Genomic DNA, 24,827 nt, shown 5'->3' on the forward strand with positions numbered 1-24,827 from the left:
GCGAAACGGAGGGGGCCCTCCCCCGATCAGCCGACCAGGCCGTCCGCCATCTCCTCGGTCAGATTGGACTCGGTGCCGGGGATGCCCAGATCCTGCGCCCGCTTGTCCGCCATGGCGAGCAGCCGGCGGATCCGGCCCGCGACCGCGTCCTTGGTCAGCGGCGGGTCGGCGAGCGCGCCCAGCTCCTCCAGGGAGGCCTGCTTGTGCTCCATGCGCAGCCGCCCGGCGGCCGCGAGGTGCTCCGGCACCTCCTCGGCCAGGATCTCCAGGGCGCGCTGCACCCGGGCCCCGGCGGCGACGGCGGCCCGCGCCGAGCGGCGCAGATTGGCGTCGTCGAAGTTGGCCAGGCGGTTGGCGGTGGCCCGGACCTCGCGGCGCATCCGCCGCTCCTCCCAGGCGAGCACCGACTCGTGCGCGCCGAGGCGGGTCAGCAGGGCGCCGATCGCGTCGCCGTCGCGGACGACGACGCGGTCCACGCCGCGCACCTCGCGGGCCTTGGCGGCGATCTGGAGCCGGCGGGCCGCGCCGACCAGCGCGAGCGCGGCCTCCGGACCCGGGCAGGTCACCTCCAGGGAGGAGGAGCGGCCCGGCTCGGTGAGCGAGCCATGGGCGAGGAAGGCCCCGCGCCAGGCCGCCTCGGCGTCACAGGTGGCCCCCGAGACCACCTGGGGCGGGAGGCCCCGGATGGGGCGGCCCCGGCCGTCGACGAGACCGGTCTGGCGCGCCAGCTGGTCGCCGCCCGCCACCACCCGTACGACGAAGCGCGAGCCGCGGCGCAGCCCGCCCGGAGCCATCACGATCAGCTCGGAGCTGTGGCCGAAGATCTCCAGGATGTCCCGCTTGAGGCGGCGCGCCGCCATCGCGGTGTCCAGCTCCGCCTCGATCACGATGCGGCCGCTGACCAGGTGGAGGCCGCCCGCGAACCGCAGGATCGACGAGACCTCCGCCTTTCTGCAGCAGGTCCGGGTGACGGGGAGCCGGGAGATCTCATCCTTCACCGCTGCCGTCATCGCCATGGGCCGATCCTTCCATGCATCCGAAAAATACGGTCGTACGCGGCGGCCAGCAGCTCCCGGTCATGCTTCGGGGACCCGTCCGGCGCGGCGACCGCCGCCAGCTCGACCACGGCGCCGAGCTGCTTGGCGGCGTCGGCGAGGGACTCGCGGTCGGGCACGGCGGCCTCGTCGGCCAGCACCACGTCCAGGGCGAGTTTAGGGGCGTGTCGTCCCAAAACCTCCAAATGACGCTGCGGAGAGAAGCCATCGGTTTCGCCGGGCTGGGGCGCCAGGTTCAGTGAGAGCACCTTGCGGGCCTTGGTCACCGTGAGCGCGTCGAGCAGCTCGGGCACCAGCAGATGCGGGATCACCGAGGAGAACCAGGAGCCGGGGCCCAGCACCACCCAGTCGGCGTCCAGGACGGCCTCCACCGCCTCCGGGACCGCCGGCGGGTCGACCGGGACCAGGTTGACGGACTGCACCTCGCCCGGGGTGAGCGCCACCGTGGCCTGGCCGCGGACCGTGTCCACATCGGTGGGGCGGGCCGGGTCGTGGCCCCGGACCAGCGCCTCCAGCTCCAGCGGGACGGCGGACATCGGCAGCACCCTGCCGTGCGCCCCGAGGAGCTTGCCGACCAGGTCGAGCGCCTGGACGTGGTCGCCCAGCTGCTCCCACAGGGCGACGATCAGCAGATTGCCGACCGCGTGCTCGTGCAGCTCGCCCTGGGACTGGAAGCGGTGCTGGATGACCCGGGCCCAGGTCTGGCCCCAGTCGTCGTCGCCGCAGAGCGCCGCCAGCGCCTTGCGCAGATCGCCCGGGGGCAGCACGCCCAGCTCCTCCCGGAGCCGGCCGCTGGAGCCGCCGTCGTCGGCCACGGTGACGACGGCGGTCAGGTCGCCGGTGATCCGGCGCAGCGCCGCGAGCGACGCGGAGAGACCCATGCCGCCGCCGAGGGCGACGACCTTGGGCTGGGCGCCACGCCCCCGGCCGGTGCGCAGCACCGGCCCGCGCGAGCGCCGTCGGTACACCTTCACTCGCGCCCCATGTCCCGGTGGACGACGACGGTCTCGATCCCCTCGGAGGCGAGACGGGCGGCCAGCTTCTCGGACATCGCCACCGAGCGGTGCTTGCCGCCGGTGCAGCCCACGGCGATCGTCACGTACCGCTTGCCCTCGCGGCGGTAGCCGGTCGCGATCAGCTGGAGCAGCTCGCTGTACTGGTTGAGGAACTCCTTGGCGCCCGGCTGGTTGAAGACGTAACCGGACACCTCCTCGTTCAGGCCCGTGAAGGGGCGCAGCTCCGGCACCCAGTGCGGGTTCGGCAGGAAGCGGCAGTCCACCACCAGATCGGCGTCGACCGGCAGGCCGTACTTGTAGCCGAACGACATCACCGTGGCGCGCAGCTCCGGCTCCTCGTCCCCGGCGAACTGGGCGTCCATCTTGGCGCGCAGCTCGTGGACGTTGAGGCTGGAGGTGTCGATCACCAGGTCGGCGTCGCCGCGCAGCTCGCGCAGCAGGTCGCGCTCGGCCGCGATGCCGTCGACGATCCGGCCGTCGCCCTGCAGCGGGTGCGGGCGGCGGACCGACTCGAAGCGGCGCACCAGGGCGTCGTCGGACGACTCCAGGAAGACGATCCGCCGGGTGACCTGCTTGGAGTCCAGGTCCGCCAGCGACTCGCGGAGGTTGTCGAAGAAACGGCGGCCGCGCACGTCGACGACGACGGCGATACGGGCCACATTGCCCTGGGACCGGGCGCCGAGCTCCACCATGGTGGGGATCAGCGCGGGCGGCAGGTTGTCGACGACGAACCAGCCGAGGTCCTCCAGGCACTTGGCGGCGGTGCTGCGGCCGGCGCCGGACATCCCGGAGATGATCACCAGCTCGGGGATGGCCGCCTCTGCGGCGTCGTTCGTCGTGCCCGTACTCACGTGTGCGGCTCCAGCTTCTGCGTCTGTTCGGTCGTGCTCAGTCATTTCGTGGATCCCCCGTCGTCCTCTTCAATGATCTCTCCTGTCGCCGTGTTCACGGCGGGTGCGGCCGGAGCTGCCTGCGCCAGGGCCGCTGCCACGGTCTCGGCCGTCTTGCGGCCTATCCCGGGGACTTCGCAGATCTCCTCGATTGTCGCCGACCGGAGCCGCTTCACCGAGCCGAAATGCTTGACCAGAGCCTGTTTGCGGGACTCGCCCAGGCCCGGCACCGCATCCAGGGGGCTCGCCTTGAACCGCTTGGTCCGCTTGGCCCGCTGGTAGGTGATGGCGAACCGGTGAGCCTCGTCACGCACGCGCTGGAGCAGATACAGCCCCTCGCTGGAGCGGGGCAGGACGACCGGGTCGTCGTCGTCCGGCAGCCAGACCTCCTCCAGGCGCTTGGCCAGGCCGCACACGGCCACGTCGTCCATGCCCAGCTCGTCCAGGGCCCGCTTGGCGGCCGCCACCTGCGGCTGTCCGCCGTCGACCACCACGAGCTGCGGCGGGTAGGCGAACCGCTTGGGGCGCCCGTCCTCGGTGCGGGGCCCGGTCTCCACGGGGGCCTCGCCGGGCGCCGGGACCTCGCCGGAGGGGGCCGGACCCGCCTCGGCGCCCTCGCCCTCCTCGCCGTCCGCCCACTCCCCCAGCCGGGCGCTCTCGGCCAGATACCGCTTGAAGCGGCGGGTGATCACCTCGTGCATCGACCGGACGTCGTCCTGGCCCTCGAAGCCCTTGATCTGGAAGCGCCGGTACTCGCTCTTCCTGGCCAGGCCGTCCTCGAAGACGACCATGGAGGCCACCACGTCCTCGCCCTGGAGGTGCGAGATGTCGAAGCACTCGATCCGCAGGGGCGCGCTGTCCAGCTCCAGGGCCTGCGCGATCTCCTCCAGGGCCCGGGAGCGGGTGGTCAGGTCGGAGGCGCGCTTGGTCTTGTGCAGCGCGAGCGCCTGCTGCGCGTTGCGCGCGACCGTCGCCATCAGGTCCTTCTTGTCGCCGCGCTGCGGGATCCGCAGCGACACCAGCGACCCGCGCCGCCCGGCGAGCCAGGCGCCGACCGAATCGGCGTCCTCCGGCAGCGCCGGGACCAGCACCTCCTTCGGTACGGAGTCGCCGGTCTCCTCCCCGTACAGCTGCTGGAGGGCGTGCTCGACCAGGCCCGCCGTGTCGACGGCCTCGACCTTGTCGGTGACCCAGCCGCGCTGGCCGCGCACCCGGCCGCCGCGCACATGGAAGATCTGCACGGCCGCCTCCAGCTCGTCCTCGGCGACCGCGATCAGGTCCGCGTCGGTGGCGTCGGTGAAGACCACCGCGTTCTTCTCCAGGGCGCGGCGCAGCGCCCCGATGTCGTCGCGCAGCCGCGCCGCCCGCTCGTACTCCATCTCCTCGGCCGCCGCCGCCATGTCCTTCTCCAGCCGGCGGATGTACGTGCCGGTGCGCCCGGCCATGAAGTCGCAGAAGTCCTCGGCGAGTTCGCGGTGCTCCTCGGGCGTGACCCGGCCGACGCACGGGGCCGCGCACTTGCCGATGTAGCCGAGCAGACAGGGCCGGCCGATCTGGGCGGAGCGCTTGAACACCCCGGCGGAGCACGTCCGTACGGGAAAGACGCGGAGCATCAGGTCGACGGTCTCGCGGATCGCCCACGCGTGTCCGTACGGCCCGAAGTAGCGCACGCCCTTCTTCTTGGCGCCGCGCATCACCTGGACCCTGGGGAACTCCTCGTTGAGGGTGACCGCCAGATACGGATAGCTCTTGTCGTCGCGGTACTTGACGTTGAAGCGGGGGTCGAACTCCTTGATCCAGGAATACTCCAGCTGGAGCGCCTCGACCTCGGTGGAGACGACCGTCCACTCCACGGACGCGGCCGTGGTGACCATCGTGGCCGTGCGCGGGTGCAGGCTGGTGAGCGGCTGGAAGTAGTTCGCCAGCCGCTGGCGCAGGGACTTCGCCTTGCCGACGTAGATCACCCGGCGGTGCTCGTCCCGGAACTTGTAGACCCCCGGCGAGTCGGGGATCTGTCCCGGCTTGGGGCGGTAGGTGGAGGGGTCTGCCATGGCCACCACCCTACTGGCGGGGACCGACAACGCGGCTTCAAGGGGCGCGGCCCCTGAGGGGACTCGGGGAGGTGCCGCCTTTCAGGGGCGCAGGGAACCGCGCGACCAGCCACGCACGAGCCGCAGCCGGTCACGCGGTCCGTCCGACGGCCTACGCCGGCTTCGCCCCTCGCCTGCGGCGACGCAGGGCCACCGCGCCCAGGCCGGCCGCCGCGAGCGCGCCCGCACCGGCGGTCACCGAGGCGGTCGCGGCCGTGCCGCCGCCGTGGCCGGCGGAGGCGGCTGCGGCCTGGGCCCGCGCCTCCTCGGGCGTCTGCCCGTACCCCCCTGCCTTGCCGGACTGCGCGTACGCGGAGCCGGGCAGTTTGTCGCCGTAGGCCCGCTGGACGCGCTGCCGGTAGGCGGCCAGGGTCGTGCCCCCGGCCCCGACCGCGCGCACCGCGTCCTCGTCCAGGGGGAGCACGGTGGCGCCCTTCTGGACGTACCAGGCGTTGATCTGCGGCTCCTGGAAGACGGTGCCGCCCGGCAGCCGCCCGGCGCCCGCCGCGGCGTAGCGGGCCTCGTCGTCACCGGTGGCTATGTTCACCACCTTCCAGGTGGTGCCCTGCGGAACGGTCCACAGGGAGGCCTTCTGGCCGTCCGAGGAGACGGCCGTGGAGGCGAGGTACTCCAGCTTCGCCACCGGCGCCCCCGCCCGCCCGGCGACGAACTCCGGGGAGAGCGTGTAGACGGGCACCGGGTCGCCCTGGACGCGCGGGGCGGCGGCGGCCAGGGACACCTTGCCGTCCCTGGCGAAGAAGCGGGAGAGCGTGCCGAGGGTCGCGGGGTCCGCGGCCGCCTGGTGGGCGGCCGCCTTGGAGCCGGCGGTCGCGGTGGGGTTCTCGGCGGCCGAGGCGTACGGGGCGGCCAGGCCGGCGAGGCCGGTGAGCAGCGCCACGACGGCGGCGCGGGAGGACAGACGTCGCACGGTCATCGCCGTCACGCCCCGATCCGGTAGAGCGAGTGGGTCCAGGAGAACGAGTCGTTGTCGACGTACCAGGCGTGCGAGGCCCAGTTGTAGCGGTTGCTGGAGGGCCATGGGTCGCCCCAGTAGACCCAGCTGCCGGCGGTGTCGTACCCGTAGATCACATGCATGTGACCGCCGCCGCTCGACCACTGGATACGGCTCTCCATCGGCCGGTTGGCGTTGATCTCGGTCTGTACGGTCGAGTAGCGCAGCCAGCCGCTGACGTACGAGCCGGAGCTGATCCCGGCCCAGCCCAGGGCGTTCTGCACATTGCCCAGGTCCGCCTGCCAGTTGGGGCAGTCGTAGCCCTGCTGGCGCCCGAAGGCGGCGTTGCAGAACTGGTTCTGGCTGTAGGTGCGCCCGAACCAGGTGGCGATGGTGTTGCCGCTGGCGGCCCAGCACCAGTTGTCCTTCTGCTGGGCCTGCATGGTGATGTTGAGACGCTTCGACGCCGCTGCCGTGGCGGACGGCGGGTCGGCGGCGGTACGGGTGTCGGATGCGCGGGTGTCGGCGGCGGCGGTGGACGTGGCGGCTGCGGTGCCGTGCTCGTGCGGGGATGCGACGGCGCTCGCCGTGGGGGCGGCGAGCAGGGCCGTCACCACGAGGGCGAGGGCCGTAAGCCGTCTCTTGCGGTTGTGCATCGCGTTCCTCCCGAAGCGGGGGGTGTGGGGATTGGAGGAGCGCGTCCGGACGCTTTCGGTGAGCATCGAACGTTGTCGTGGGCTGGTCAACGCGCTTCAATGCGGGGTGAGACACGGGTGTGAACGGGGTGGCCGCCATGTGAACAGGCCTTCCGGGCCCACCAGGCAGCCCGGGTCCCGCGGCCACCCGTGACCACCCCCCGCCGTGAACGTTCACTGTGCGGCCCGAAGTCCCCTGACCGGCGGCGCAGTTGAAGCAGGCCCGTACGGCCGCCCGACCGGCAGCGCGGTCGGGCCCGGCCTCTACGGCCACCCCCCACCAGATCCGAAGCAGTCCCGAGGGAGTCCCCCATGCTCCACACCGATGCCGATCTGGCACAGGTGCTGCACACCGGTCCGTTCCATCTGGCGCTGCGCGCCGCGCTCGCCGTCCGCGGACTGCCGCTCCAGCGCGTCCAGCACCATCTCGCGGGGCGCGGCGTCAAGGTCGGTGTGACCAGCCTGAGTTACTGGCAGCAGGGCGCCCGGCGGCCGCAGCGCGCCGAGTCGCTGCGGGCGGTGCGCGCCCTGGAGGAGGTCCTCGGGCTGCCCGAGCGCTCGCTGCTGCGGCTGCTCGACGACGGCGAGGCGCGCGAGGGGGCGGAGCGCCCGGCGGGCCGCTCCTACCGCTCGCTGGTGGAGGCCTCCGGGGCCGTCGAGCGGCTGATCACGGGCCTGGAGTCACCGGTGGACGGGGGGCTGCACACCGTCGGCCACCACGAGCGGGTACGCGTCGGGGCGCGGCGGGAGCTGGTCGGCCGCGACTCCCAGCAGGTGGTGCGGGCCCACCGGGACGGCGTCGACCGCTATCTCGCCATCCACCACGGCGACCCCGGCTGCGATCCGTCCCGGGTCCGGGTGCGCGCCGCCGAGAACTGCCGCACCGGGCGGGTGCGGTGGGACGCCGAGACCGGCGTCCTGGTCGCCGAGCTGCTCTTCGACGCCCGGCTGCGGGCCGGTGAGACGTACCTCTTCGGCTACGGCTTCGAGGACGGCACGGCGGGTCCGAGCAGCGAGTACGTCCGCGGCTTCAGCTTCGCGGGCGGGCAGTACGTGCTCCAGGTCCGCTTCGACGAGCAGGCGCTGCCGGTACGGTGCCGCCGCTTCTCCCGCACGTCGGCGGGCGCGGCCCGCTCGGCCCGGGGCGATCTCACGCTGAGCGGGCAGCACCGGACGGTACACCTGGTCGAGCAGGGGGTGCGGCCGGGGATCCTGGGGATCGACTGGGACTGGGCGTAGGCGGCGCGCCCGACGCCGCCGCCAGGGCCCGTCCGGTGGATCCGGCCGCCTCCGGCGCGGGCCGCGGTCTTTCGGCGGCCACCAGGCAAGATCCACTGGGCCAGGTCGGACATATCAGACAGGTCGGCCAGGTCCTAGGCGTCGGGGCCGGCCACCAGCTTGCCGTCCTTCACCTTCACCGGGACGGACGGCAGCGGGACGGTCGCCGGGCCCTGCACCGGCTTGCCCGTCATCACATTGAAGCGGCTGCCGTGGCAGGGGCAGTTCCCGTGCCCGTCCTCGATCTTGTCGAGGACACAGCCGGCGTGGGTGCACTGGGCGCTGAACGCCTTGTACTCGCCCTTGGCCGGGCAGGACACCATCACGCGCTGCTCGCGGTAGAGCTTGGCCCCGCCGACCGGGATCTCCTCGGGCGCACCCAGGGCGACCGGCTCGGTCGGGGTCGGCGTCCCGGCGTGACCGAGCTTGGAGTCGGTTGAGCAGGCGGCCACTCCCACCCCGGCGGCCCCGACGAGGGCCGCGCCCTTCAGCACGGTACGACGGGCGGCGGGCTGGCCGGACATGGGGTCTCCACAGGTCATGGGGGGTTGGTGACGTATCCGACGATACCGGCGGGGGCTGTGGGGGGCACAAACACCGGGCCCTGAAGGGGCGCAACCAAGGGCGTCCGGGGCGCAGCCCCGGAGTCGGGCCCGGCCGCGGCCGGGCAGAACCGGGGTCCCGGGGGCCAAGCCCCCGGGACCGGGCGGCTCAGGCCTTTCGGGCGCGGGACGCCGTCTTCTTGGCCGGGTCCGGAGACGTCGCCGTCTTCTTCGCCGCCGCCCGCTTCGCCACCCGCCGAACCACCGGCGCAGCCGGCTCCGCGTCGCTGATCCGGTCCGCCCCCAGAATGTCGCGCAGGAACTTCCCCGTGTGGCTCGCGGCCACCGATGCGACCTGCTCCGGCGTGCCCTCGGCGATCACCAGACCACCGCCGCTGCCGCCCTCGGGGCCCATGTCCACGACCCAGTCCGCCGTCTTGATCACATCGAGGTTGTGCTCGATGACGATCACCGAGTTCCCCTTGTCGACCAGCCCGGACAGCACCTTGATCAGCTTCGAGATGTCCTCGAAGTGGAGGCCGGTCGTCGGCTCGTCGAGCACGTACACCGTCCGACCCGTCGACCGCTTCTGCAGCTCCGACGCCAGCTTCACGCGCTGCGCCTCACCGCCCGACAGCGTCGGCGCCGACTGGCCGAGCCGGACGTAACCGAGCCCGACCTCGTTCAGGGTGCGCAGATGGCGGGCGATCGTCGGCACCGCCTCGAAGAACTCCAGCGCCTCCTCGATCGGCATGTCGAGGACCTCGGCGATGGACTTGCCCTTGTAGTGGACCTCCAGCGTCTCCCGGTTGTAGCGCGCCCCGTGGCAGACCTCGCACGGCACGTACACGTCCGGCAGGAAGTTCATCTCGATCTTGATCGTGCCGTCGCCCGAGCAGTTCTCGCAGCGGCCGCCCTTGACGTTGAAGGAGAACCGGCCGGGGAGGTAGCCCCGCACCTTCGCCTCCATCGTCTCGGCGAACAGCTTGCGCACGTTGTCGAAGACACCCGTGTACGTCGCCGGGTTCGACCGGGGCGTACGGCCGATGGGCGACTGGTCGACGTGGACGACCTTGTCGACCAGGTCGTCGCCCTCCACGCGCGTGTGCCGCCCGGGCACCGCCCGCGCGCCGTTCAGCTCGCGCGCCAGGTGTGTGTAGAGGATGTCGTTGACCAGGGTCGACTTGCCGGAGCCGGAGACACCGGTGACCGCGGTCAGCACGCCCAGCGGGAACGAGACGTCGATGTCCCGGAGGTTGTTCTCCTTGGCGCCGTGCACGGTGAGCTTGCGCGAGGGGTCGGCGGGGCGCCGTACGTCCGGCAGCGGGATGGACTTCTTGCCCGCCAGATACTGACCCGTCATCGACTCCTTGTTGGCGAGGAGCTGCTTCAACGGGCCGCTGTGGACGACCTTGCCGCCGTGCTCACCGGCGCCGGGGCCGATGTCGACGACCCAGTCGGCCACCTTGATGGTGTCCTCGTCGTGCTCGACGACGATCAGTGTGTTGCCCATGTCCCGCAGGCGGACGAGGGTTTCGATCAGACGGTGGTTGTCCCGCTGGTGCAGACCGATCGACGGCTCGTCCAGCACGTACAGCACACCGACCAGGCCGGAGCCGATCTGGGTGGCGAGGCGGATGCGCTGGGCCTCGCCGCCGGACAGCGTCCCGGCGGCGCGGTTGAGCGAGAGGTAGTCGAGGCCGACGTCGACGAGGAAGCGCAGCCGCTCGTTGACCTCCTTGAGGACCCGCTCGGCGATCTTCTTGTCGCGCGCGTTGAGCTTGAGCTCGCCCAGGAAGTCGGCGCAGTCGCTGATCGACATCGCGGAGACCTCGGCGATGGAGCGGTCCATCACGGTGACCGCGAGGACCAGCGGCTTCAGTCGCGAGCCCTCGCAGGTGGGGCAGTGGACCTCGCGCATATAGCCCTCGAAGCGCTCGCGCGCCCCGTCGGACTCCGCCTCCGAGTGGCGCCGCTTGACGAAGGGCACCGCGCCCTCGAAGGCGGTGGTGTACGCGCGCTCCCTGCCGTACCGGTTGCGGTAGCGCACCTCGATCTGGGTCTTGTGGCCGTACAGCAGCGCCTTCTTGGCGCGCTGCGGCAGGCCCGCCCAGGGGATGTCCGTACGGAAGCCGAGCTCCTCGGCGAGCGCGCCGACCAGCCGGGCGAAGTAGTCCTTGGTGTGGCCGAGCGACCACGGGGAGACCGCGCCCTCGTCGAGGGACTTGTCCTCGTCCGGGATGATCAGCTCGGGGTCGACCTCCATGCGCGTGCCGATGCCGGTGCAGTCGGGGCAGGCGCCGAAGGGCGAGTTGAAGGAGAAGGAGCGCGGCTCCAGCTCCTCGAAGGACAGGTCGTCGTACGGGCAGTACAGATGCTCCGAGTACATCCGCTCGCGCTCGGGGTCGTCGGCCGCCAGGTCGACGAAGTCGAGCACCACCATGCCGCCGGACAGGCCGAGCGCGGTCTCCACCGAGTCGGTGAGGCGGCGCTTGGCGGAGTCCTTCACGGTGAGGCGGTCGATGACCACCTCGATGGTGTGCTTCTCCTGCTTCTTGAGCTTGGGCGGCTCGGAGAGCTGGATCGTCTCCCCGTCCACGCGCGCGCGGCTGTAGCCCTTGGTCTGGAGGTCGGAGAAGAGGTCGACGAACTCGCCCTTGCGCTCGCGCACCAGCGGCGAGAGCACCTGGAAGCGGCTGCCCTCCGGCAGTTCGAGCACCTTGTCGACGATGGCCTGCGGCGACTGGCGGGTGATCGGCCGGCGGCACTCGGGGCAGTGCGGCTTGCCGATGCGCGCGAAGAGCAGACGCAGGTAGTCGTAGACCTCGGTGATGGTGCCGACCGTCGAGCGCGGGTTGCGCGAGGTCGACTTCTGGTCGATGGAGACCGCGGGCGACAGACCTTCGATGAAGTCGACGTCCGGCTTGTCCATCTGGCCGAGGAACTGGCGGGCGTACGAGGAGAGCGACTCGACGTAGCGGCGCTGCCCCTCGGCGAAGATCGTGTCGAACGCGAGGGACGACTTGCCCGACCCCGAGAGCCCGGTGAAGACGATGAGGGAGTCGCGCGGGAGGTCGAGCGAGACGTTCTTGAGATTGTGCTCGCGCGCGCCACGGACGATGAGACGGTCGGCCACGCCGGTCCGCACCTTTCTTGAAGAGAAGCAGGGGGGCGGAGCCCCCGTCTCAGACTATGGGGGGTCGCCAGGGCGATGGATCGTTTTACAGCCAAGGATGCCTGATGCCACTGACGAGCCTATAGCACGCGCATTCGATTTACGGACTCGTCCAAGCGGCTTCACCCGAATGAGTGGCGGGACTATCGTCGGCCCCATGATTGATCATGCGCAGGACCTGGCATCTGTACGGGAAGCCACCGACCGGCTGCTCACCGCAGCCGCCAAGCTGGACAACGCGGCGGTCGCCGAGCCGTCACGGCTGCCGGGCTGGAGCCGCGGCCATGTGCTCGCCCATGTAGCCCGCAACGCGGACGCGCTCGTCAACGTGCTCGCCGGGCGGCCCATGTACGAGAGCGGCGAGGCCCGGGACGCCGACATCGCGCGCGACGCCGCCCGCCCGCTCGACGTCCACCTCGCCGACCTGCGCGAAAGCGCCGACCGCTTCCAGGCGGAGGGCGCCCGCCCCGCCGACTGGGCCCGTACGGTCGAGCTCCGCAACGGCGTCCTCGACGAGGCCGCCCGCATCCCCTTCCGGCGGCTGATCGAGGTCGAGCTGCACCACGTCGACCTGGGCGTCGGCTACGAGCTCGAAGACCTGCCGGACGCGTTCGTGCGGCGCGAGATCCAGTTCCTGGCCGACCGCTTCGCCGGCAGCGCCTCGGTCCCGCCGGTCACCCTCACCGGCAGCAACGGCCACACCCTGCGCACCGGCGGCACGGAGGGCTCCCCCGTGACCGTGGGCGGCCCCGCGTGGGACCTGCTGGGCTGGCTCGCGGGCCGCAGGGACGGCGCCGCCCTCCAGGCCACCGGCGGCCCGCTGCCCGCCCTGCCGCCCCTGTAGGGCCGGGGCTACGCTGAGCCCATGACGTACAGCGGAACGGTCAAGGTCGGCGGTCCTGCGGATGTCCACGAGCTCGGCGATCTGATGATCTCCAAGGTCGCGGTGGGCCCGATGGACAACAACGCGTATCTGCTGCGCTGCCGGGCCACCGGCGAGCAGCTGCTGATCGACGCGGCGGCCGAGCCGTCGACCCTGCTGACGCTGATCGGTGACGACGGCATCAAGTCCGTCGTCACCACCCACCGCCACGGCGACCACTGGCAGGCGCTCGCCGAGATCGTCGCCGCCACCGGCGCGACGACGTACGCGGGCCGCCACGACGCCGAGGGCATCCCCGTGCCGACCGATGTGCCCGTCGAGGACGGGGACACGATCCTGGTCGGCCGGGTCGAACTGACCGCCCGCCATCTGGTCGGCCACACCCCGGGCTCGATCGCCCTGGTCTACGACGACCCGCACGGCCACCCGCACCTGTTCACCGGCGACTGCCTCTTCCCGGGCGGGGTGGGCAACACCAGGAAGGACCCGCAGGCCTTCGCCAGCCTCATCCACGACGTGGAGACCAAGCTCTTCGCGGTCCTGCCGGACGAGACCTGGGTGTATCCGGGCCACGGCAACGACACCACGCTCGGCGAGGAGCGCCCCAAGCTGCCGGAGTGGCACGCGCGCGGCTGGTAGCCGCATCGGGCGCGAAGAGCTCGTTCACGGCGCGGGCGCGCCTCCGCGCGCCCCCGTAACCGCCTGTAAGCACGGGTAGTTGGCGCGGCATGAGTTCCTCCCCCACCCCTCCCCCCACACCCGCACCACCGTCGATGACCAGACTCGCCGCCGCCTCGCTCGCCGGGACGGCGGTCGAGTTCTACGACTTCTTCGTCTACGGGACGGCGGCCGCGCTCGTCCTGGGTCCGCTCTTCTTTCCGACCTTCTCCCCGCTGGCCGGCAGCCTGGCCGCTTTCGGCACCTTCGGGATCGGGTTCATCGCCCGTCCGCTCGGTTCTGTCGTCTTCGGTCATATCGGTGACCGGTACGGACGACGGCCGGTGCTGTTCCTCTCGCTGTTCCTGACCGGGTTCGCCACTGTCGCGGTCGGCTGTGTGCCCTCGTACGCGTCGATCGGAGCCGCCGCCCCCGTCCTGCTGCTCGTGTTGCGCTTCCTGCAGGGGCTGGGCCTCGGCGGCGAGTGGGGCGGGGCCGTGCTGCTCACCGTGGAGCACGCGCCCGCGCGCCGCCGGGTCCTGTGGTCGTCCTTTCCCCAGATGGGCCCGTCCCTGGGGTTCCTGCTGGCCAACGGCGTGATGCTGGCACTGTCGGCGGGGCTGACGGACGCCGAGTTCCGGGCGTGGGGGTGGCGGATCCCGTTCGCTTCCTGCAGGGGCTGGGCCTCGGCGGCGAGTGGGGCGGGGCCGTGCTGCTCACCGTGGAGCACGCGCCCGCGCGCCGCCGGGTCCTGTGGTCGTCCTTTCCCCAGATGGGCCCGTCCCTGGGGTTCCTGCTGGCCAACGGCGTGATGCTGGCACTGTCGGCGGGGCTGACGGACGCCGAGTTCCGGGCGTGGGGGTGGCGGATCCCGTTCTGGGGCCGCACCCGCGCCTCGTCGGACGTACGGGGCGGGGGCGCCGCGACCGAGCGGGAGGCGCCCAGGGCGACCGCGTCCAGGATGCCCGCGGCGAGCTCACGGGCCTGCGGCAGTCCCTGGTCGACCAGCATGTCGGCGAGACCGCCCGCGTAGCCCTGGCCGATCGCGCGGACCTTCCAGACGCCGCCGCGCAGATAGAGCTCCAGGGCCACGACCGCCGACTCCGCGTCGAGGCCGGTGATCGTGTAGCTGGCGACCTCGGTTCCGTCGAGGCCGGTGACGGCCACGAAGGGCGCGGCGACGGCGGCGAACCGGCCCGGGCCCGCCGTCGTCGGCGGCAGAGCGAGCAGCACGCTCACCCGGTGCACGCCCTGCGGCAGCGCCTCCAGGTCCACGGCGAGGCGGTGGTCGGCGGCGGCCTGCCGGGAGACCTCCAGGCCCGGCAGCGTGGGTGTGCCGGGGTGGGCCACCCATTCGGTCCCGCGCACCGTGCCGCTCTCGTCGCCCAGGGTGGCGCCGGCGACGATCGGTGCCCCGGCCGACACCCGGATCTCCAGTCGGGTCTGGGGCAGGGGGTGGTTCTGTCCCCTTACCAGCTCGGCCGTCATCGCTCTGTCCCCTCGTCGAGTTGCCGGTGGTGCACGGTGGTGCGGGGCAGCTCCCGGCGGCCTGGCCTCCGGGAGCTGCGGTTTCGGCCGTGGTGGCCGGTGGTGCCTGCGTACGGCCGCGTCCCACGAGTGCGGCCGGATCGCCTACAGGTGCGGCAGGATCGCCGGCATCAGGTCCTGGAAGGTGCGGCCGTTGGACGGGTTGCCGATGGCCGTCATCTGCCAGCCCGTGCCCGCGCGGTGCACCTTCGCCATGATCTGCGCCGTGTACTGGCCGCCGCCGTCCAGCGTGTAGCGCGCCAGCTCCTGGCCGTTGCTCTCGTCCACGATGCGGCAGAACGCGTTCTGCACTTCCTGGAACGTCTGGCCGGTGAACGAGTTCACCGTGAAGACGATCTGGTCGATGTGGACCGGGACGCGCTGGAGGTCGACGAGGATCGACTCGTCGTCGCCGCCCTGGCCCGCGCCGCCCACCAGGTTGTCGCCGGTGTGCCGGACCGAGCCGTCGTCACTGACGAGGTGGCGGAAGAACACCACGTCCACCGGCTGCTTGTCGGCGAAGAGCACCGCCGAGGCGTCCAGGTCGATCTCCCGGGTGCGCGAGCCGAACAGGCCGCGCCGCGGCGCCGCCTGCCAGCCGAGCCCCATCCGCACCGCGGTCAGGGTGCCGCCACCCTGCTTCTCCAGGCTGATGGCCTGGCCCTTGGTCAGATTGACCGTCACGCGCTGTCCCCTCTCCGCATTTCTTACGTTCTCGGCCCCGACCCTACGCAGTGGCGCGATGTGCGCCACCGCGCAGGGCGGATTTGTGTCGGTCTTGCAACACAGCGGGTGCCGGGCCGTCAGGCCTGGCCCGCCTCCCGCATCTGCCGCAACTCCTTCTTCAGCTCCCCGACTTCGTCGCGCAACCTGGCGGCGATCTCGAACTGCAGCTCGGCGGCCGCGGCCCGCATCCGGTCGGTCATCTCCTCGATCTGCTCGGCGAGTTCGGCGGCCGGGCGGTCGGTGAGGACCTCGCCTCCCTTGCCCGCCTTGGCCTTCGACTTCGCCTTGCCGCCCAGCGCGGGGACCGGCGCCTTGGCGCCCTTGCCGTCCTTGGACTTGCGGTAGCCGGAGCCGAGCAGCTGCTCGGTGTCGACCTCCTCGCGCGCGATGGTCGCGACGATGTCGTTGATCTTCTTCCGCAGCGGCTGCGGGTCGATCCCGTGCTCCTTGTTGTACGCGACCTGCTTCTCCCGGCGGCGGTTGGTCTCCTCGATGGCCTTCTCCATCGCCGGGGTGATCTTGTCGGCGTACATGTGCACCTGGCCGGAGACGTTGCGCGCCGCGCGGCCGATGGTCTGGATCAGCGAGGTGCCCGAGCGCAGGAAGCCCTCCTTGTCGGCGTCGAGGATCGCGACCAGCGACACCTCGGGCAGGTCCAGGCCCTCGCGGAGCAGGTTGATGCCGACCAGCACGTCGAACTCGCCCGCGCGCAGCTCCCGCAGCAGCTCGACCCGGCGCAGGGTGTCGACGTCGCTGTGCAGGTACCGCACCTGGATGCCCATCTCCAGGAAGTAGTCGGTCAGGTCCTCGGCCATCTTCTTGGTGAGGGTGGTGACCAGGACGCGCTCGTCCTTCTCGGTGCGCTTGCGGATCTCGTGCACCAGGTCGTCGATCTGCCCCTCGGTCGGCTTGACCACGACCTCGGGGTCGATCAGGCCGGTGGGGCGGATGATCTGCTCCACGAAGCCGTCGCCGCGCGACAGCTCGTACTTGCCGGGGGTCGCCGAGAGGTAGACGGTCTGGTCGACGCGGCCCAGGAACTCCTCCCACTTCAGCGGCCGGTTGTCCATCGCGGAGGGCAGCCGGAAGCCGTGGTCGACCAGGGTGCGCTTGCGGGAGGCGTCGCCCTCGTACATCGCGCCGATCTGCGGGACCGTCACATGGGACTCGTCGAGGACGAGCAGGAAGTCGTCCGGGAAGTAGTCGAGGAGCGTGTTGGGCGCGGTGCCGGGGTCGCGGCCGTCGAAGTGCATCGAGTAGTTCTCGACGCCCGAGCAGCTGCCGATCTGGCGCAGCATCTCGATGTCGTACGTGGTGCGCATCCGCAGCCGCTGGGCCTCCAGGAGCTTGCCCTGCTTCTCCAGCTCGGCCAGGCGCTGCTCCAGCTCCTGCTCGATGCCGGTGACCGCCTTCTCCATGCGCTCCGGTCCCGCCACGTAGTGGCTGGCGGGGAAGACGTAGAGCTCGCTGTCCTCGCTGATGACCTCACCGGTGAGCGGGTGGAGGGTGGACAGCGCCTCGATCTCGTCGCCGAACATCTCGATCCGGACGGCCAGCTCCTCGTAGACCGGGAAGATCTCGATGGTGTCGCCGCGCACCCGGAACGTGCCGCGCGCGAAGGCGACGTCGTTGCGCGTGTACTGGATGTCGACGAAGCGGCGCAGCAGCTGGTCGCGGTCCATCTCCTCGCCGACCTTCAGCGGCACCATCCGGTCCACGTACTCCTGCGGCGTGCCCAGGCCGTAGATGCACGAGACGGAGGCCACCACGATCACGTCGCGGCGGGTCAGCAGCGAGTTCGTCGCCGAGTGGCGCAGTCGCTCGACCTCCTCGTTGATCGAGGAGTCCTTCTCGATGTACGTGTCCGACTGCGGGACGTACGCCTCGGGCTGGTAGTAGTCGTAGTACGAGACGAAGTACTCGACGGCGTTGTTGGGCAGGAGCTCGCGGAACTCGTTCGCCAGCTGGGCCGCCAGCGTCTTGTTCGGGGCCATGACGAGCGTGGGGCGCTGGAGCTTCTCGATCATCCAGGCAGTCGTCGCCGACTTTCCGGTGCCGGTCGCGCCCAGCAGGACGACATCCTTCTCACCTGCGCGGATGCGCCGCTCCAGCTCGGCGATGGCCGCCGGCTGGTCACCGCTGGGCTGGTAGGGGCTGACGACCTCGAAAGGCGCCACCGTACGTTCGATCTTGGAAACGGGCCGCATGGAACCACCGTACGACCCCCCACTGACAGTCGGGCGCGATCGGCCCGGGGCGGGGGCGCGGACGGCCCCGGCTCACCAGTCGTGCGGCGACGAGGAGCCCTCGCCCGGGCGGTGCGGGGCCGCCCACTCGGTGCGCTCGGGGAACGACGGCAGATGGCGCGGAACGGGCGCCGGGCGGGGCGGCCGCTTCTCCCACTCGGGCTTGCCCATCACCACGAGCGGGTCGAACATCACGACGACGCCCGCGAGCACCAGGAAGGCGACCGGGCCGATGAGCATCGGCGCGAGCACGGTGGCGGAGGAGTCCCCTGCGGCGGTGCCCGCGCCGTCGTGCAGATGGACGGTGAGCGCCGCCATGCCCGTGTAGTGCATGCCGCTCACGGCGAGGCCCATGACGACGCTGGCGCCGAGGCTGGCCAGGAAGCCGTTGACCGAGACGGCCGCCCACAGGGCGGCGGTGGCGGCGACGACCGCGATCACCACCGAGAGGCTGACGGTGAGGGTGTTGTACGCGAACTCGCCGTGCAGTCGAATTCCGGCCATCCCGAGGTAGTGCATCGACGCCACGCCGAGCCCGGTGATGGTCCCGCCGGTGACCAGGGCCATGGGTGTGGCGCCCCGGTAGCCGACGATGAAGATGCCGATGCCGACCATCACGACGGCCAGGCCCAGGCTGGCGAACGTGATCGGGCGGTCGTAGCTCAGCACCTCCTGGCGGACCGTGAAGCCCATCATCGCGATGAAGTGCATGGTCCATATGCCGGAGCCTATGGAGGTGGCCCCGAGGGCCAGCCAGAGCGCTCTGAAGGGCCGGTCGGCCCGTAGCGACCTGGCGGTGCAGCGCAGCCCGAGCGCACCGCCCAGACAGGCCATGAGGAACGCCACTACCGGCGTCACGAGGCCATAGGTGAAGCCGTCGACCGTCCCGTGCATATCCGTGTGCCCTTCACCCCGTACCGACTACCGACTGAAGAGGCCGACTGCTGTCGCGGAGGCCCTGGTTCGGGGCGACATTAAGGCTCGCCGAGCGACAGGCAAACATTTTCACGCCAATTTGTCGACACCTCGAACCCGGGAGGTGTCTTCCCCGTAGTTCTCCGGCAGCAAACGGGGCCCGTCCGATGGCGGCGACCGGCCCTCCGGAGACCGGACGGACCGGCGCCCCGGGCCGGCCGGAGGGCGTTGTCAGTGCCGGGTCGTACGGTGGCGACATGAACAGCGACGAGCAGTTCGAGCGGGCCCCGGGGGCGCCGCAGCGGGTGGTGTGGGCGGTCGTCGGCAGCGACATCGGCCCCCTGCTGCTGGCCGCGACCGACCAGGGGCTGGTGAACGTGGTCTTCCACGCCCGGGAGGCGGTCCGGGACAAGGCGCTGCGCGGCCTGGCGGCCCGGCTGGGCGCCGAGCCGGTCCCGGCCCCCGCCGACGGCACGGGCCCGCTGGCCGAGCCCATACGCCAGCTGGAGGCGTATTTCGCGGGGGACCTGCGCGCGTTCGAGCTGCCGCTGGACTGGTCGCTGTCCTCCGGGTTCAACCGCCAGGTGCTCCGCGAACTGGAGGCGACCGTTCCGTACGGGACGGTGGTGGGGTACGGCGACCTCGCCGACCGGGTCGGCCAGCCCCGGGCGGCGCAGGCGGTGGGCGCCGCGATGGGGTCCAACCCGCTGCCGGTCGTGGTGCCCTGCCACCGGGTGGTGGAGAGCGACGGCGGGCTCGGCGGGTTCGGCGGCGGCCTGGAGACCAAGCGGCGGCTGCTCGCCCTGGAAGGGGTGCTGCCGCAGCCGCTGTTCTGAGTGCTCCAGGCCGGGCCGCCGGGGTTCGGGCCGGCCCTTCGGGCTTCGGGGCCCGGGCCGTCCGGCGCAGGCCCCGTGGCGCTAGAGGCTGATGTGGTAGGCCTTGCGCAGCGTCTCGTGCACGGTCCACGTCGTCCGGTCGCCCTCGCGCAGCACGCACGCGGCGCCGGGGCCGAGCTCCAGGGTGTCACCGCCCTCGACCTCGACGGTCGCGCGCCCGCTGACCACCACGAAGAGCTCGTTGGCCTCGGTGTCGGTCACCACGCCGGGAGTGATCTGCCAGATGCCGCGCAGCTGCTTGCCGTCGGGCGACTCCCACAGCACCTTGCCGGTGACCTCGGGGGTGCCCGAGACGATCTGGCCGGGGTCCAGGGGCTCGGGCTCCAGCTCGGCGTCCGGGATGTGGACGACGAACGAGGCCGGTGCGGCCGCGTCGACGGAAGGGGACTCGATGTGATCATTGGTCGTCATGGCGCGCCAATCTAGCCATGCCCTCCGGCGCCCCCGACGCCGCCTCTGGCCGGAACCGCCCGCCGGGAGCAGACTCCCCGTGAGTGGGGTGCGGGGGCGGGCCCCCGTAGGCCTCGCGGCCGCCGCCTCCGCGCGCCTCGCACAGGTGATCGCCGCAGTTCGCACAGGTGATCGCCGCAGTGACGTTTACGCGGTGCCCGGGCGCGCCAGGGATGGGGCATGTCCTACGACGACGTACTCAAGGTGTCCGAAGAGGTGCGGGAGGCCCTGGCCGAGGGGCGTCCGGTGGTCGCTCTGGAGTCGACGATCATCGCGCACGGACTGCCGCGCCCACGCAATCTGCGGGTGGCGACGGAGCTGGAGGAGCTGGTATGGGCCGGGGGCGCCGTCCCCGCCACGGTCGCGGTCCTGGACGGGCGTCCCCATGTCGGCCTGGACAAGGACCAGTTGGAGCGGATCGCGGGCGGCGGGCTGCGCAAGCTGGGCCACCGCGATCTGCCCATGGCGCTGACTGCGGGCGCCAGCGGGGCCACCACCGTCTCCGCGACCGCCTATCTGGCGCACTGGGCGGACATCCGCGTCTTCGCCACCGGCGGGCTCGGCGGTGTCCACCGCGGCTGGACCGAGACCCAGGACGAGTCGGCGGACCTGCGGCTCCTCGCCCGTACACCGGTCGCGGTGGTGTGCGCGGGGGTGAAGTCGATCCTCGACGTACCGGCGACGCTGCAGCGGCTGGAGACGCTGGGCATCGGGGTGGTCGGCTATGGCACGGACCGCTTCCCCGGCTTCTATCTGGCCGACTCCGGAGAGCCGGTCGACTGGACGGTGCACACCCCCCAGGAGGCCGCCGACGTGCTGCGGTCCCACGACGCGATCGGCCCCGAGTCGGCGCTGATCGTGGCCAATCCGGTACCGGAGGCCGAACAGCTCGATCCGGAGCTGCACGACCGGGTGCTGGCGGAGGCCCTGGCCGCGTGCCGGGAGCAGGGGATCACGGGCCAGGCCGTCACCCCGTTCCTGCTCGACCATCTGGTGCGGCACACCGGCGGGGCGTCCCTGGAGGCGAACGTGGCGGCGGTGCGCGGCAACGTACGGCTGGCGGCGGCGATCGCGGCGGCGCTGTGACGGACGCCCCCACCGGGCGGGCCGCGGCCGACGGCTCCGGGCCCCGCGGCCTCCTGGTCGTCGGCGACGTGGTGACCGATGTGGTCGCCCGGCACCGGGGGCCGCTGGCACCCGCCACCGACACGGCGGCCGAGATCCGTACGGTCCCGGGCGGCGCGGGGGCCAACGCGGCCTGCTGGGCCGCCCGTTCGGGCTGCGCGGACGTGCGCGTCCTGGGCCGGGTCGGCAGCGATGCGCTGGCCTGGCACGAGCGGCGGCTGCGGCGGGCGGGCGTACGGCCGCTGCTCGTCCCGGACCCGGCGGCGCCCACCGCCACCGTGGTCTCGCTGGTCGACACCGCGACCGCCGAGCGCACCTTCCTCACCGACAGCGGCGCCGTGCTGCGCATATCCCCCGCCGACTGGGACCCCGCGTTCCTGGACGGCGTCGGCCGGCTGCACCTGTCCGGCTATCTGTTCTTCGCCGACGCGAGCCGTGAACTGGCCCTCACCGCCTGCCGTTCGGCACTGGACGCCGGGGTTCCGGTGAGCCTGGACCCGGCGTCGGCGGGGTTCCTGGCCGAGCTGGGCGTCGAGCGGTTCCTGGCGGCGGCCCGGGGCGTGCAGGCGCTGCTGCCCAACGCCGACGAGGCGCGGCTGCTCACCGGACGCGCCGAACCGGCCGAAGCGGCGGCGCAGTTGAGCCGCGGCTTCCCGCTGGTCGCGGTCACGCTCGGGGCGGCCGGGGCGCTGGTGGCGGTGGGCGGCGAGGTCGTCGCCCGGGTGGCGGCCCCGCGGCCGGGCGCGGCCGCCGTCGACTCGACGGGCGCGGGCGACGCCTTCACCGGCGGCTTCCTCGCCGCCCTCCTCGCGGGCGCGGGCCCGGCCGAGGCGGCGGAAGCCGGCTGCCGGGCGGGCGCGGAGGCGGTGACGGTGGTGGGCGGACGGCCGCCCGCAGGCGACTGATCCGCAGATCCGCCGAAGGCTAGCGGGCCGGGCCCTGCCACGCCGGATGCCTGGGGTCGTCGGCGCGCACGACGACGTCGGCGGCCTCGGCGGGCCGCACCTCCTCCTCGTACCGCTCGAACGCGGAGAGCGTCCACCGGGCGCCCTCCTCCGTACGCCGCCGCAGCGCGCCCGGCGAGAGACGGACATGGACGGTGAGGTCGAAGGGGAACCAGCGCCCCAGGAGCAGCGGCCCGTGCACCACCAGCACTCCCCCTTCGGGAAGCACCTCGTACGCGCTCCGGGTCGCCCGGTCGGTCACCGGGTCCCAGAGGTCGGGCAGCACCCGCCCGCTGCCCCCGGCCTCCAGGGGATCGAACACCTCCCGCCACAGCGCGGCCGTGTCGAACCAGCCGTCGAAGTACGTGTCCGGGTCCTCACGGCCGAACTCGTAGCGCAGCGAGGCGGGCCGCAGGAAGCCCTCCGTGGACAGGACGAGCACCGACCGCCCCCGTAGGCGCAGCGCCTCGGCGAGCGAGTGCGCCAGCTCACCGGGCCGGGCCGCGGGCGCCCCGTCGACGCCGACGCGCAGCCAGGGGCCGCCGCCCCGGGGCCGCTCGTCCAGGGCCCGTTCCGCCAGAGCCTCGGTCAGCCGTTCCCATGTGATCGCTTCGAGTCGCACGCCTCCATGATGCGGGGCGCTCTCCGGGTGCTCTCCGCCCCGTGCGGCGGGCGGCCGTCACTCGCCCCGCAGCGCCGCCGCGACGGGCCCCTCGCCCGCCACCTCGATCCGTCCGTCCTTGACGCCCTCCTCGACCGTCAGCACGCCCTGTGCGAGCGCACGGCAGGTGTCGGCGTCCAGGACCAGCCGGGCGTCCGCGTCCGGCGCGGGCCCGTCCCCGTACACCGTGCCGCCGTCGTCCGCGGGTCCGTCGCCCGTCCGGACGTGGAACTCGCCCTCGTCCAGGCGTACGTCGAGGACCGCCGGGCCGTACGGAAGGCGGCGCAGCAGCGGGATCAGCGGGATCGCGAACCAGTGCGCGCGCACGGCGTCGGTGGGCCGCCGCTCGGCGAGGTCCGGCGCTCCCCAGGCGGCGAGGGCGGTCAGCACGGGCAGCAACTCGCGTCCGCGCGCGGTCAGTTCGTACACCGTCGCGGCCGCGGGCGGGGGCAGCTTGCGGCGGGTCGCCAGCTCCTCGCGCTCCATGTCCTTGAGCCGGGAGGCGAGCACGTCCGTGGAGACACCCGGGAGATCCGCGTGCAGATCTGTATAACGACGCGGCCCGGCAAGGAGTTCCCGGACGATCAGCAGCGTCCACCGGTCCCCGACCGCATCGAGAGCGCGGGCAGCGGCGCAGTACTGGTCGTAGCTTCGACGGCGTGGCTGACGTGGCATGCGACGCAGTCTAGACAAGATGTTGGACTTTCCAAGCTCCAACTTGGTAAAACCAAGTGAAGCACATCGAGTGACGCAGGACAGACGAGTCACACCAGAGGGATCTGGGCACCGCGGGAGGGCCACGGCATGGAGTTCCGGCAGTCGAGCAAGCTGAGCGAGGTCTGTTACGAGATCCGCGGCCCGGTCATCGAGCACGCCAACGCGCTGGAGGAGGCGGGCCACAGCGTGCTGCGCCTCAACACCGGCAACCCGGCGCTCTTCGGCTTCGAGGCGCCGGAGGAGATCCTCCAGGACATGATCCGGATGCTTCCGCAGGCGCACGGCTACACGGACTCGCGCGGCATCCTCTCGGCCCGCCGCGCCGTCGCCCAGCGCTACCAGGCGATGGGGCTTCCGGACGTCTCCGTCGACGACGTCTTCCTCGGCAACGGCGTCTCCGAGCTGGTCTCCATGGCCGTGCAGGCGCTGCTGGAGGACGGCGACGAAGTCCTCATCCCCGCGCCCGACTTCCCGCTCTGGACGGCCGTCACCACGCTCGCCGGCGGCAAGGCCGTGCACTACATCTGCGACGAGTCGGCCGAGTGGTACCCCGACCTCGACGACATGGCGTCGAAGATCACCGACCGCACCAGGGCCGTCGTCATCATCAACCCCAACAACCCCACGGGCGCGGTGTATCCGAAGGAGGTCATCGAGGGCATCCTCGATCTGGCCCGCCGCCACCAGCTGATGGTGTTCGCGGACGAGATCTACGACCAGATCGTCTACGACGACGCCGTCGCCCACACCGCCGCCGCGCTCGCCCCCGACCTGGTCGTCCTGACCTTCAGCGGGCTGTCGAAGACGTACCGCGTGGCAGGGTTCCGCTCCGGCTGGCTGGTCGTCAGCGGCCCCCAGCAGCACGCCAGGAGCTATCTGGAGGGGCTGACCATGCTCGCCTCCATGCGGCTGTGCCCCAACGCGCCCGCCCAGTACGCCATCCAGGCCGCGCTCGGCGGACGCCAGACCATCAAGGAGCTGACCGCGCCGGGCGGGCGGCTGCACGAGCAGCGCAACCGGGCCTGGGAGAAGCTGAACGAGATCCCCGGGGTGTCCTGTGTGAAGCCGAAGGGCGCGCTGTACGCGTTCCCCCGGATCGACCCCAAGGTTCACCCGATCGAAGACGACGAGAAGTTCGTCCTTGACCTGCTGCTACGGGAGAAGATCCAGGTGGTGCAGGGTACGGGCTTCAACTGGCCGCGACCGGACCACTTCCGGATCCTGACGCTGCCCCACGCGGACGACCTGGACGCGGCCATCAGCCGCATCGGGCGCTTTCTGAGCGGATACCGGCAGTAGCACGCGGCAGTGGCGCGGCCCCTCACCGGGCCGTCCGAGGGGTCGCGGAGAAAAGGGCAGGAAGAGGGCGGAGGCCGCGGAAGAGGGA

The 24,827-nt window shown here is 72.1% G+C and carries 21 protein-coding genes and 3 pseudogenes; 9 read left to right on the plus strand and 15 right to left on the minus strand.

All coding sequences use genetic code 11. The features are described 5' to 3' along the window. Positions 1-26 precede the first annotated feature (26 nt). The 6 genes from whiA to A8W25_RS07440 form a co-directional block, all read right to left on the minus strand. A complete protein-coding gene (whiA, locus tag A8W25_RS07415) occupies positions 27-1,016 on the minus strand; it encodes a DNA-binding protein WhiA (protein WP_067157826.1) in 990 nt (329 codons plus the stop codon). After that, entirely contained in the window at positions 1,007-2,029 is a 1,023-nt protein-coding gene (locus A8W25_RS07420) for a gluconeogenesis factor YvcK family protein (RefSeq protein WP_067157829.1), read from the minus strand. Before A8W25_RS07420 ends, whiA begins: the two co-directional genes overlap by 10 nt. Next, positions 2,026-2,967 (minus strand): RNase adapter RapZ, encoded by a 942-nt coding sequence (gene rapZ / locus A8W25_RS07425; RefSeq protein ID WP_067157832.1) that lies wholly within the window; start codon positions 2,965-2,967, stop codon positions 2,026-2,028. Before rapZ ends, A8W25_RS07420 begins: the two co-directional genes overlap by 4 nt. Then, positions 2,964-5,012 carry an excinuclease ABC subunit UvrC gene (gene uvrC, locus A8W25_RS07430; RefSeq protein WP_067160757.1) on the minus strand — a complete coding sequence of 683 codons (2,049 nt, stop codon included), beginning with the start codon at positions 5,010-5,012 and terminating at the stop codon, positions 2,964-2,966. The genes rapZ and uvrC overlap by 4 nt, the downstream gene beginning before the upstream one ends. Before the next feature lie 151 nt (positions 5,013-5,163). Further along, on the minus strand, positions 5,164-5,985 hold the full coding sequence (locus A8W25_RS07435) for a hypothetical protein (protein WP_067160760.1): 822 nt from the start codon (positions 5,983-5,985) through the stop codon (positions 5,164-5,166). Positions 5,986-5,990: 5 nt separating this feature from the next. Continuing rightward, positions 5,991-6,659, minus strand: coding sequence for a papain-like cysteine protease family protein (locus A8W25_RS07440; protein WP_067157835.1), 669 nt, complete (start codon positions 6,657-6,659; stop codon positions 5,991-5,993). Positions 6,660-7,010: 351 nt separating this feature from the next. Between A8W25_RS07440 and A8W25_RS07445 the strand changes: the two genes are divergently transcribed. Continuing rightward, positions 7,011-7,937, plus strand: a complete 927-nt coding sequence (locus A8W25_RS07445) for a hypothetical protein (RefSeq protein WP_067157837.1) — start codon at positions 7,011-7,013, stop codon at positions 7,935-7,937. A gap of 134 nt (positions 7,938-8,071) precedes the next feature. Here the strand turns inward: A8W25_RS07445 and A8W25_RS07450 are convergent, their stop codons facing one another. Both A8W25_RS07450 and uvrA read right to left on the minus strand, forming a co-directional pair. After that, the gene (locus tag A8W25_RS07450) at positions 8,072-8,500 is read right to left on the minus strand and encodes a Rieske (2Fe-2S) protein (RefSeq protein WP_067157840.1); all 429 of its coding nucleotides are present in this window, start codon (positions 8,498-8,500) and stop codon (positions 8,072-8,074) included. A gap of 187 nt (positions 8,501-8,687) precedes the next feature. Continuing rightward, positions 8,688-11,654 carry an excinuclease ABC subunit UvrA gene (gene uvrA, locus A8W25_RS07455; RefSeq protein WP_067160763.1) on the minus strand — a complete coding sequence of 989 codons (2,967 nt, stop codon included), beginning with the start codon at positions 11,652-11,654 and terminating at the stop codon, positions 8,688-8,690. Between the two features lie 196 nt (positions 11,655-11,850). Between uvrA and A8W25_RS07460 the strand changes: the two genes are divergently transcribed. From A8W25_RS07460 to A8W25_RS35675, 4 genes and pseudogenes are all read left to right on the plus strand, one after another. Beyond that, complete coding sequence (locus A8W25_RS07460; RefSeq protein WP_067157843.1) at positions 11,851-12,537, plus strand: maleylpyruvate isomerase family mycothiol-dependent enzyme; 687 nt, start codon at positions 11,851-11,853, stop codon at positions 12,535-12,537. Between the two features lie 21 nt (positions 12,538-12,558). Beyond that, positions 12,559-13,215, plus strand: coding sequence for an MBL fold metallo-hydrolase (locus A8W25_RS07465; RefSeq protein ID WP_067157848.1), 657 nt, complete (start codon positions 12,559-12,561; stop codon positions 13,213-13,215). A gap of 134 nt (positions 13,216-13,349) precedes the next feature. Then, a pseudogene (locus A8W25_RS07470) lies at positions 13,350-13,898 on the plus strand (MFS transporter); the annotation flags it as partial. Next, positions 13,898-14,113, plus strand: a pseudogene (locus A8W25_RS35675) (MFS transporter); the annotation flags it as partial. The pseudogenes A8W25_RS07470 and A8W25_RS35675, both read left to right, overlap by 1 nt. A 185-nt stretch (positions 14,114-14,298) precedes the next feature. Here the strand turns inward: A8W25_RS35675 and A8W25_RS32050 are convergent. From A8W25_RS32050 to A8W25_RS07490, 4 genes and pseudogenes are all read right to left on the minus strand, one after another. Then, positions 14,299-14,721 (minus strand): annotated as a pseudogene (locus A8W25_RS32050) (export associated protein); the annotation flags it as partial. A 144-nt stretch (positions 14,722-14,865) separates the two neighbouring features. Next, on the minus strand, positions 14,866-15,444 hold the full coding sequence (locus A8W25_RS07480) for a TerD family protein (RefSeq protein WP_067157856.1): 579 nt from the start codon (positions 15,442-15,444) through the stop codon (positions 14,866-14,868). Positions 15,445-15,563: 119 nt separating this feature from the next. Next, the gene (gene uvrB / locus A8W25_RS07485) at positions 15,564-17,693 is read right to left on the minus strand and encodes an excinuclease ABC subunit UvrB (RefSeq protein ID WP_067157859.1); all 2,130 of its coding nucleotides are present in this window, start codon (positions 17,691-17,693) and stop codon (positions 15,564-15,566) included. 72 nt (positions 17,694-17,765) lie between these two features. Continuing rightward, positions 17,766-18,626, minus strand: coding sequence for an MHYT domain-containing protein (locus A8W25_RS07490; RefSeq protein ID WP_067157863.1), 861 nt, complete (start codon positions 18,624-18,626; stop codon positions 17,766-17,768). Positions 18,627-18,904: 278 nt separating this feature from the next. On the opposite strand from A8W25_RS07490, the gene A8W25_RS07495 reads away from it, so the two are divergent. Continuing rightward, the gene (locus tag A8W25_RS07495; RefSeq protein WP_067157866.1) at positions 18,905-19,483 is read left to right on the plus strand and encodes a methylated-DNA--[protein]-cysteine S-methyltransferase; all 579 of its coding nucleotides are present in this window, start codon (positions 18,905-18,907) and stop codon (positions 19,481-19,483) included. Positions 19,484-19,564: 81 nt separating this feature from the next. Here A8W25_RS07495 and A8W25_RS07500 read toward each other — a convergent pair whose 3' ends face one another. Then, positions 19,565-19,954 carry a cupin domain-containing protein gene (locus A8W25_RS07500; protein ID WP_067157869.1) on the minus strand — a complete coding sequence of 130 codons (390 nt, stop codon included), beginning with the start codon at positions 19,952-19,954 and terminating at the stop codon, positions 19,565-19,567. 219 nt (positions 19,955-20,173) lie between these two features. Between A8W25_RS07500 and A8W25_RS07505 the strand changes: the two genes are divergently transcribed. After that, positions 20,174-21,079: a pseudouridine-5'-phosphate glycosidase gene (locus A8W25_RS07505; RefSeq protein ID WP_067157871.1), complete on the plus strand. Its 906-nt coding sequence runs from the start codon at positions 20,174-20,176 to the stop codon at positions 21,077-21,079. Further along, positions 21,076-22,023, plus strand: a complete 948-nt coding sequence (locus A8W25_RS07510) for a carbohydrate kinase family protein (RefSeq protein WP_067157874.1) — start codon at positions 21,076-21,078, stop codon at positions 22,021-22,023. Before A8W25_RS07505 ends, A8W25_RS07510 begins: the two co-directional genes overlap by 4 nt. 19 nt (positions 22,024-22,042) lie before the next feature. Here A8W25_RS07510 and A8W25_RS07515 read toward each other — a convergent pair whose 3' ends face one another. Together A8W25_RS07515 and A8W25_RS07520 are read right to left on the minus strand one after the other, a co-directional pair. Then, positions 22,043-22,684, minus strand: a complete 642-nt coding sequence (locus A8W25_RS07515; protein WP_067157877.1) for a uridine kinase — start codon at positions 22,682-22,684, stop codon at positions 22,043-22,045. Between the two features lie 57 nt (positions 22,685-22,741). Beyond that, the gene (locus A8W25_RS07520) at positions 22,742-23,398 is read right to left on the minus strand and encodes a winged helix-turn-helix transcriptional regulator (RefSeq protein WP_067157881.1); all 657 of its coding nucleotides are present in this window, start codon (positions 23,396-23,398) and stop codon (positions 22,742-22,744) included. A gap of 129 nt (positions 23,399-23,527) precedes the next feature. On the opposite strand from A8W25_RS07520, the gene A8W25_RS07525 reads away from it, so the two are divergent. Next, positions 23,528-24,739 (plus strand): pyridoxal phosphate-dependent aminotransferase, encoded by a 1,212-nt coding sequence (locus A8W25_RS07525; RefSeq protein ID WP_067157884.1) that lies wholly within the window; start codon positions 23,528-23,530, stop codon positions 24,737-24,739. Positions 24,740-24,827 lie beyond the last annotated feature (88 nt).

It is taken from the genome of Streptomyces sp. ERV7 (genome assembly GCF_001653515.1).
Taxonomy (GTDB): domain Bacteria; phylum Actinomycetota; class Actinomycetes; order Streptomycetales; family Streptomycetaceae; genus Streptomyces.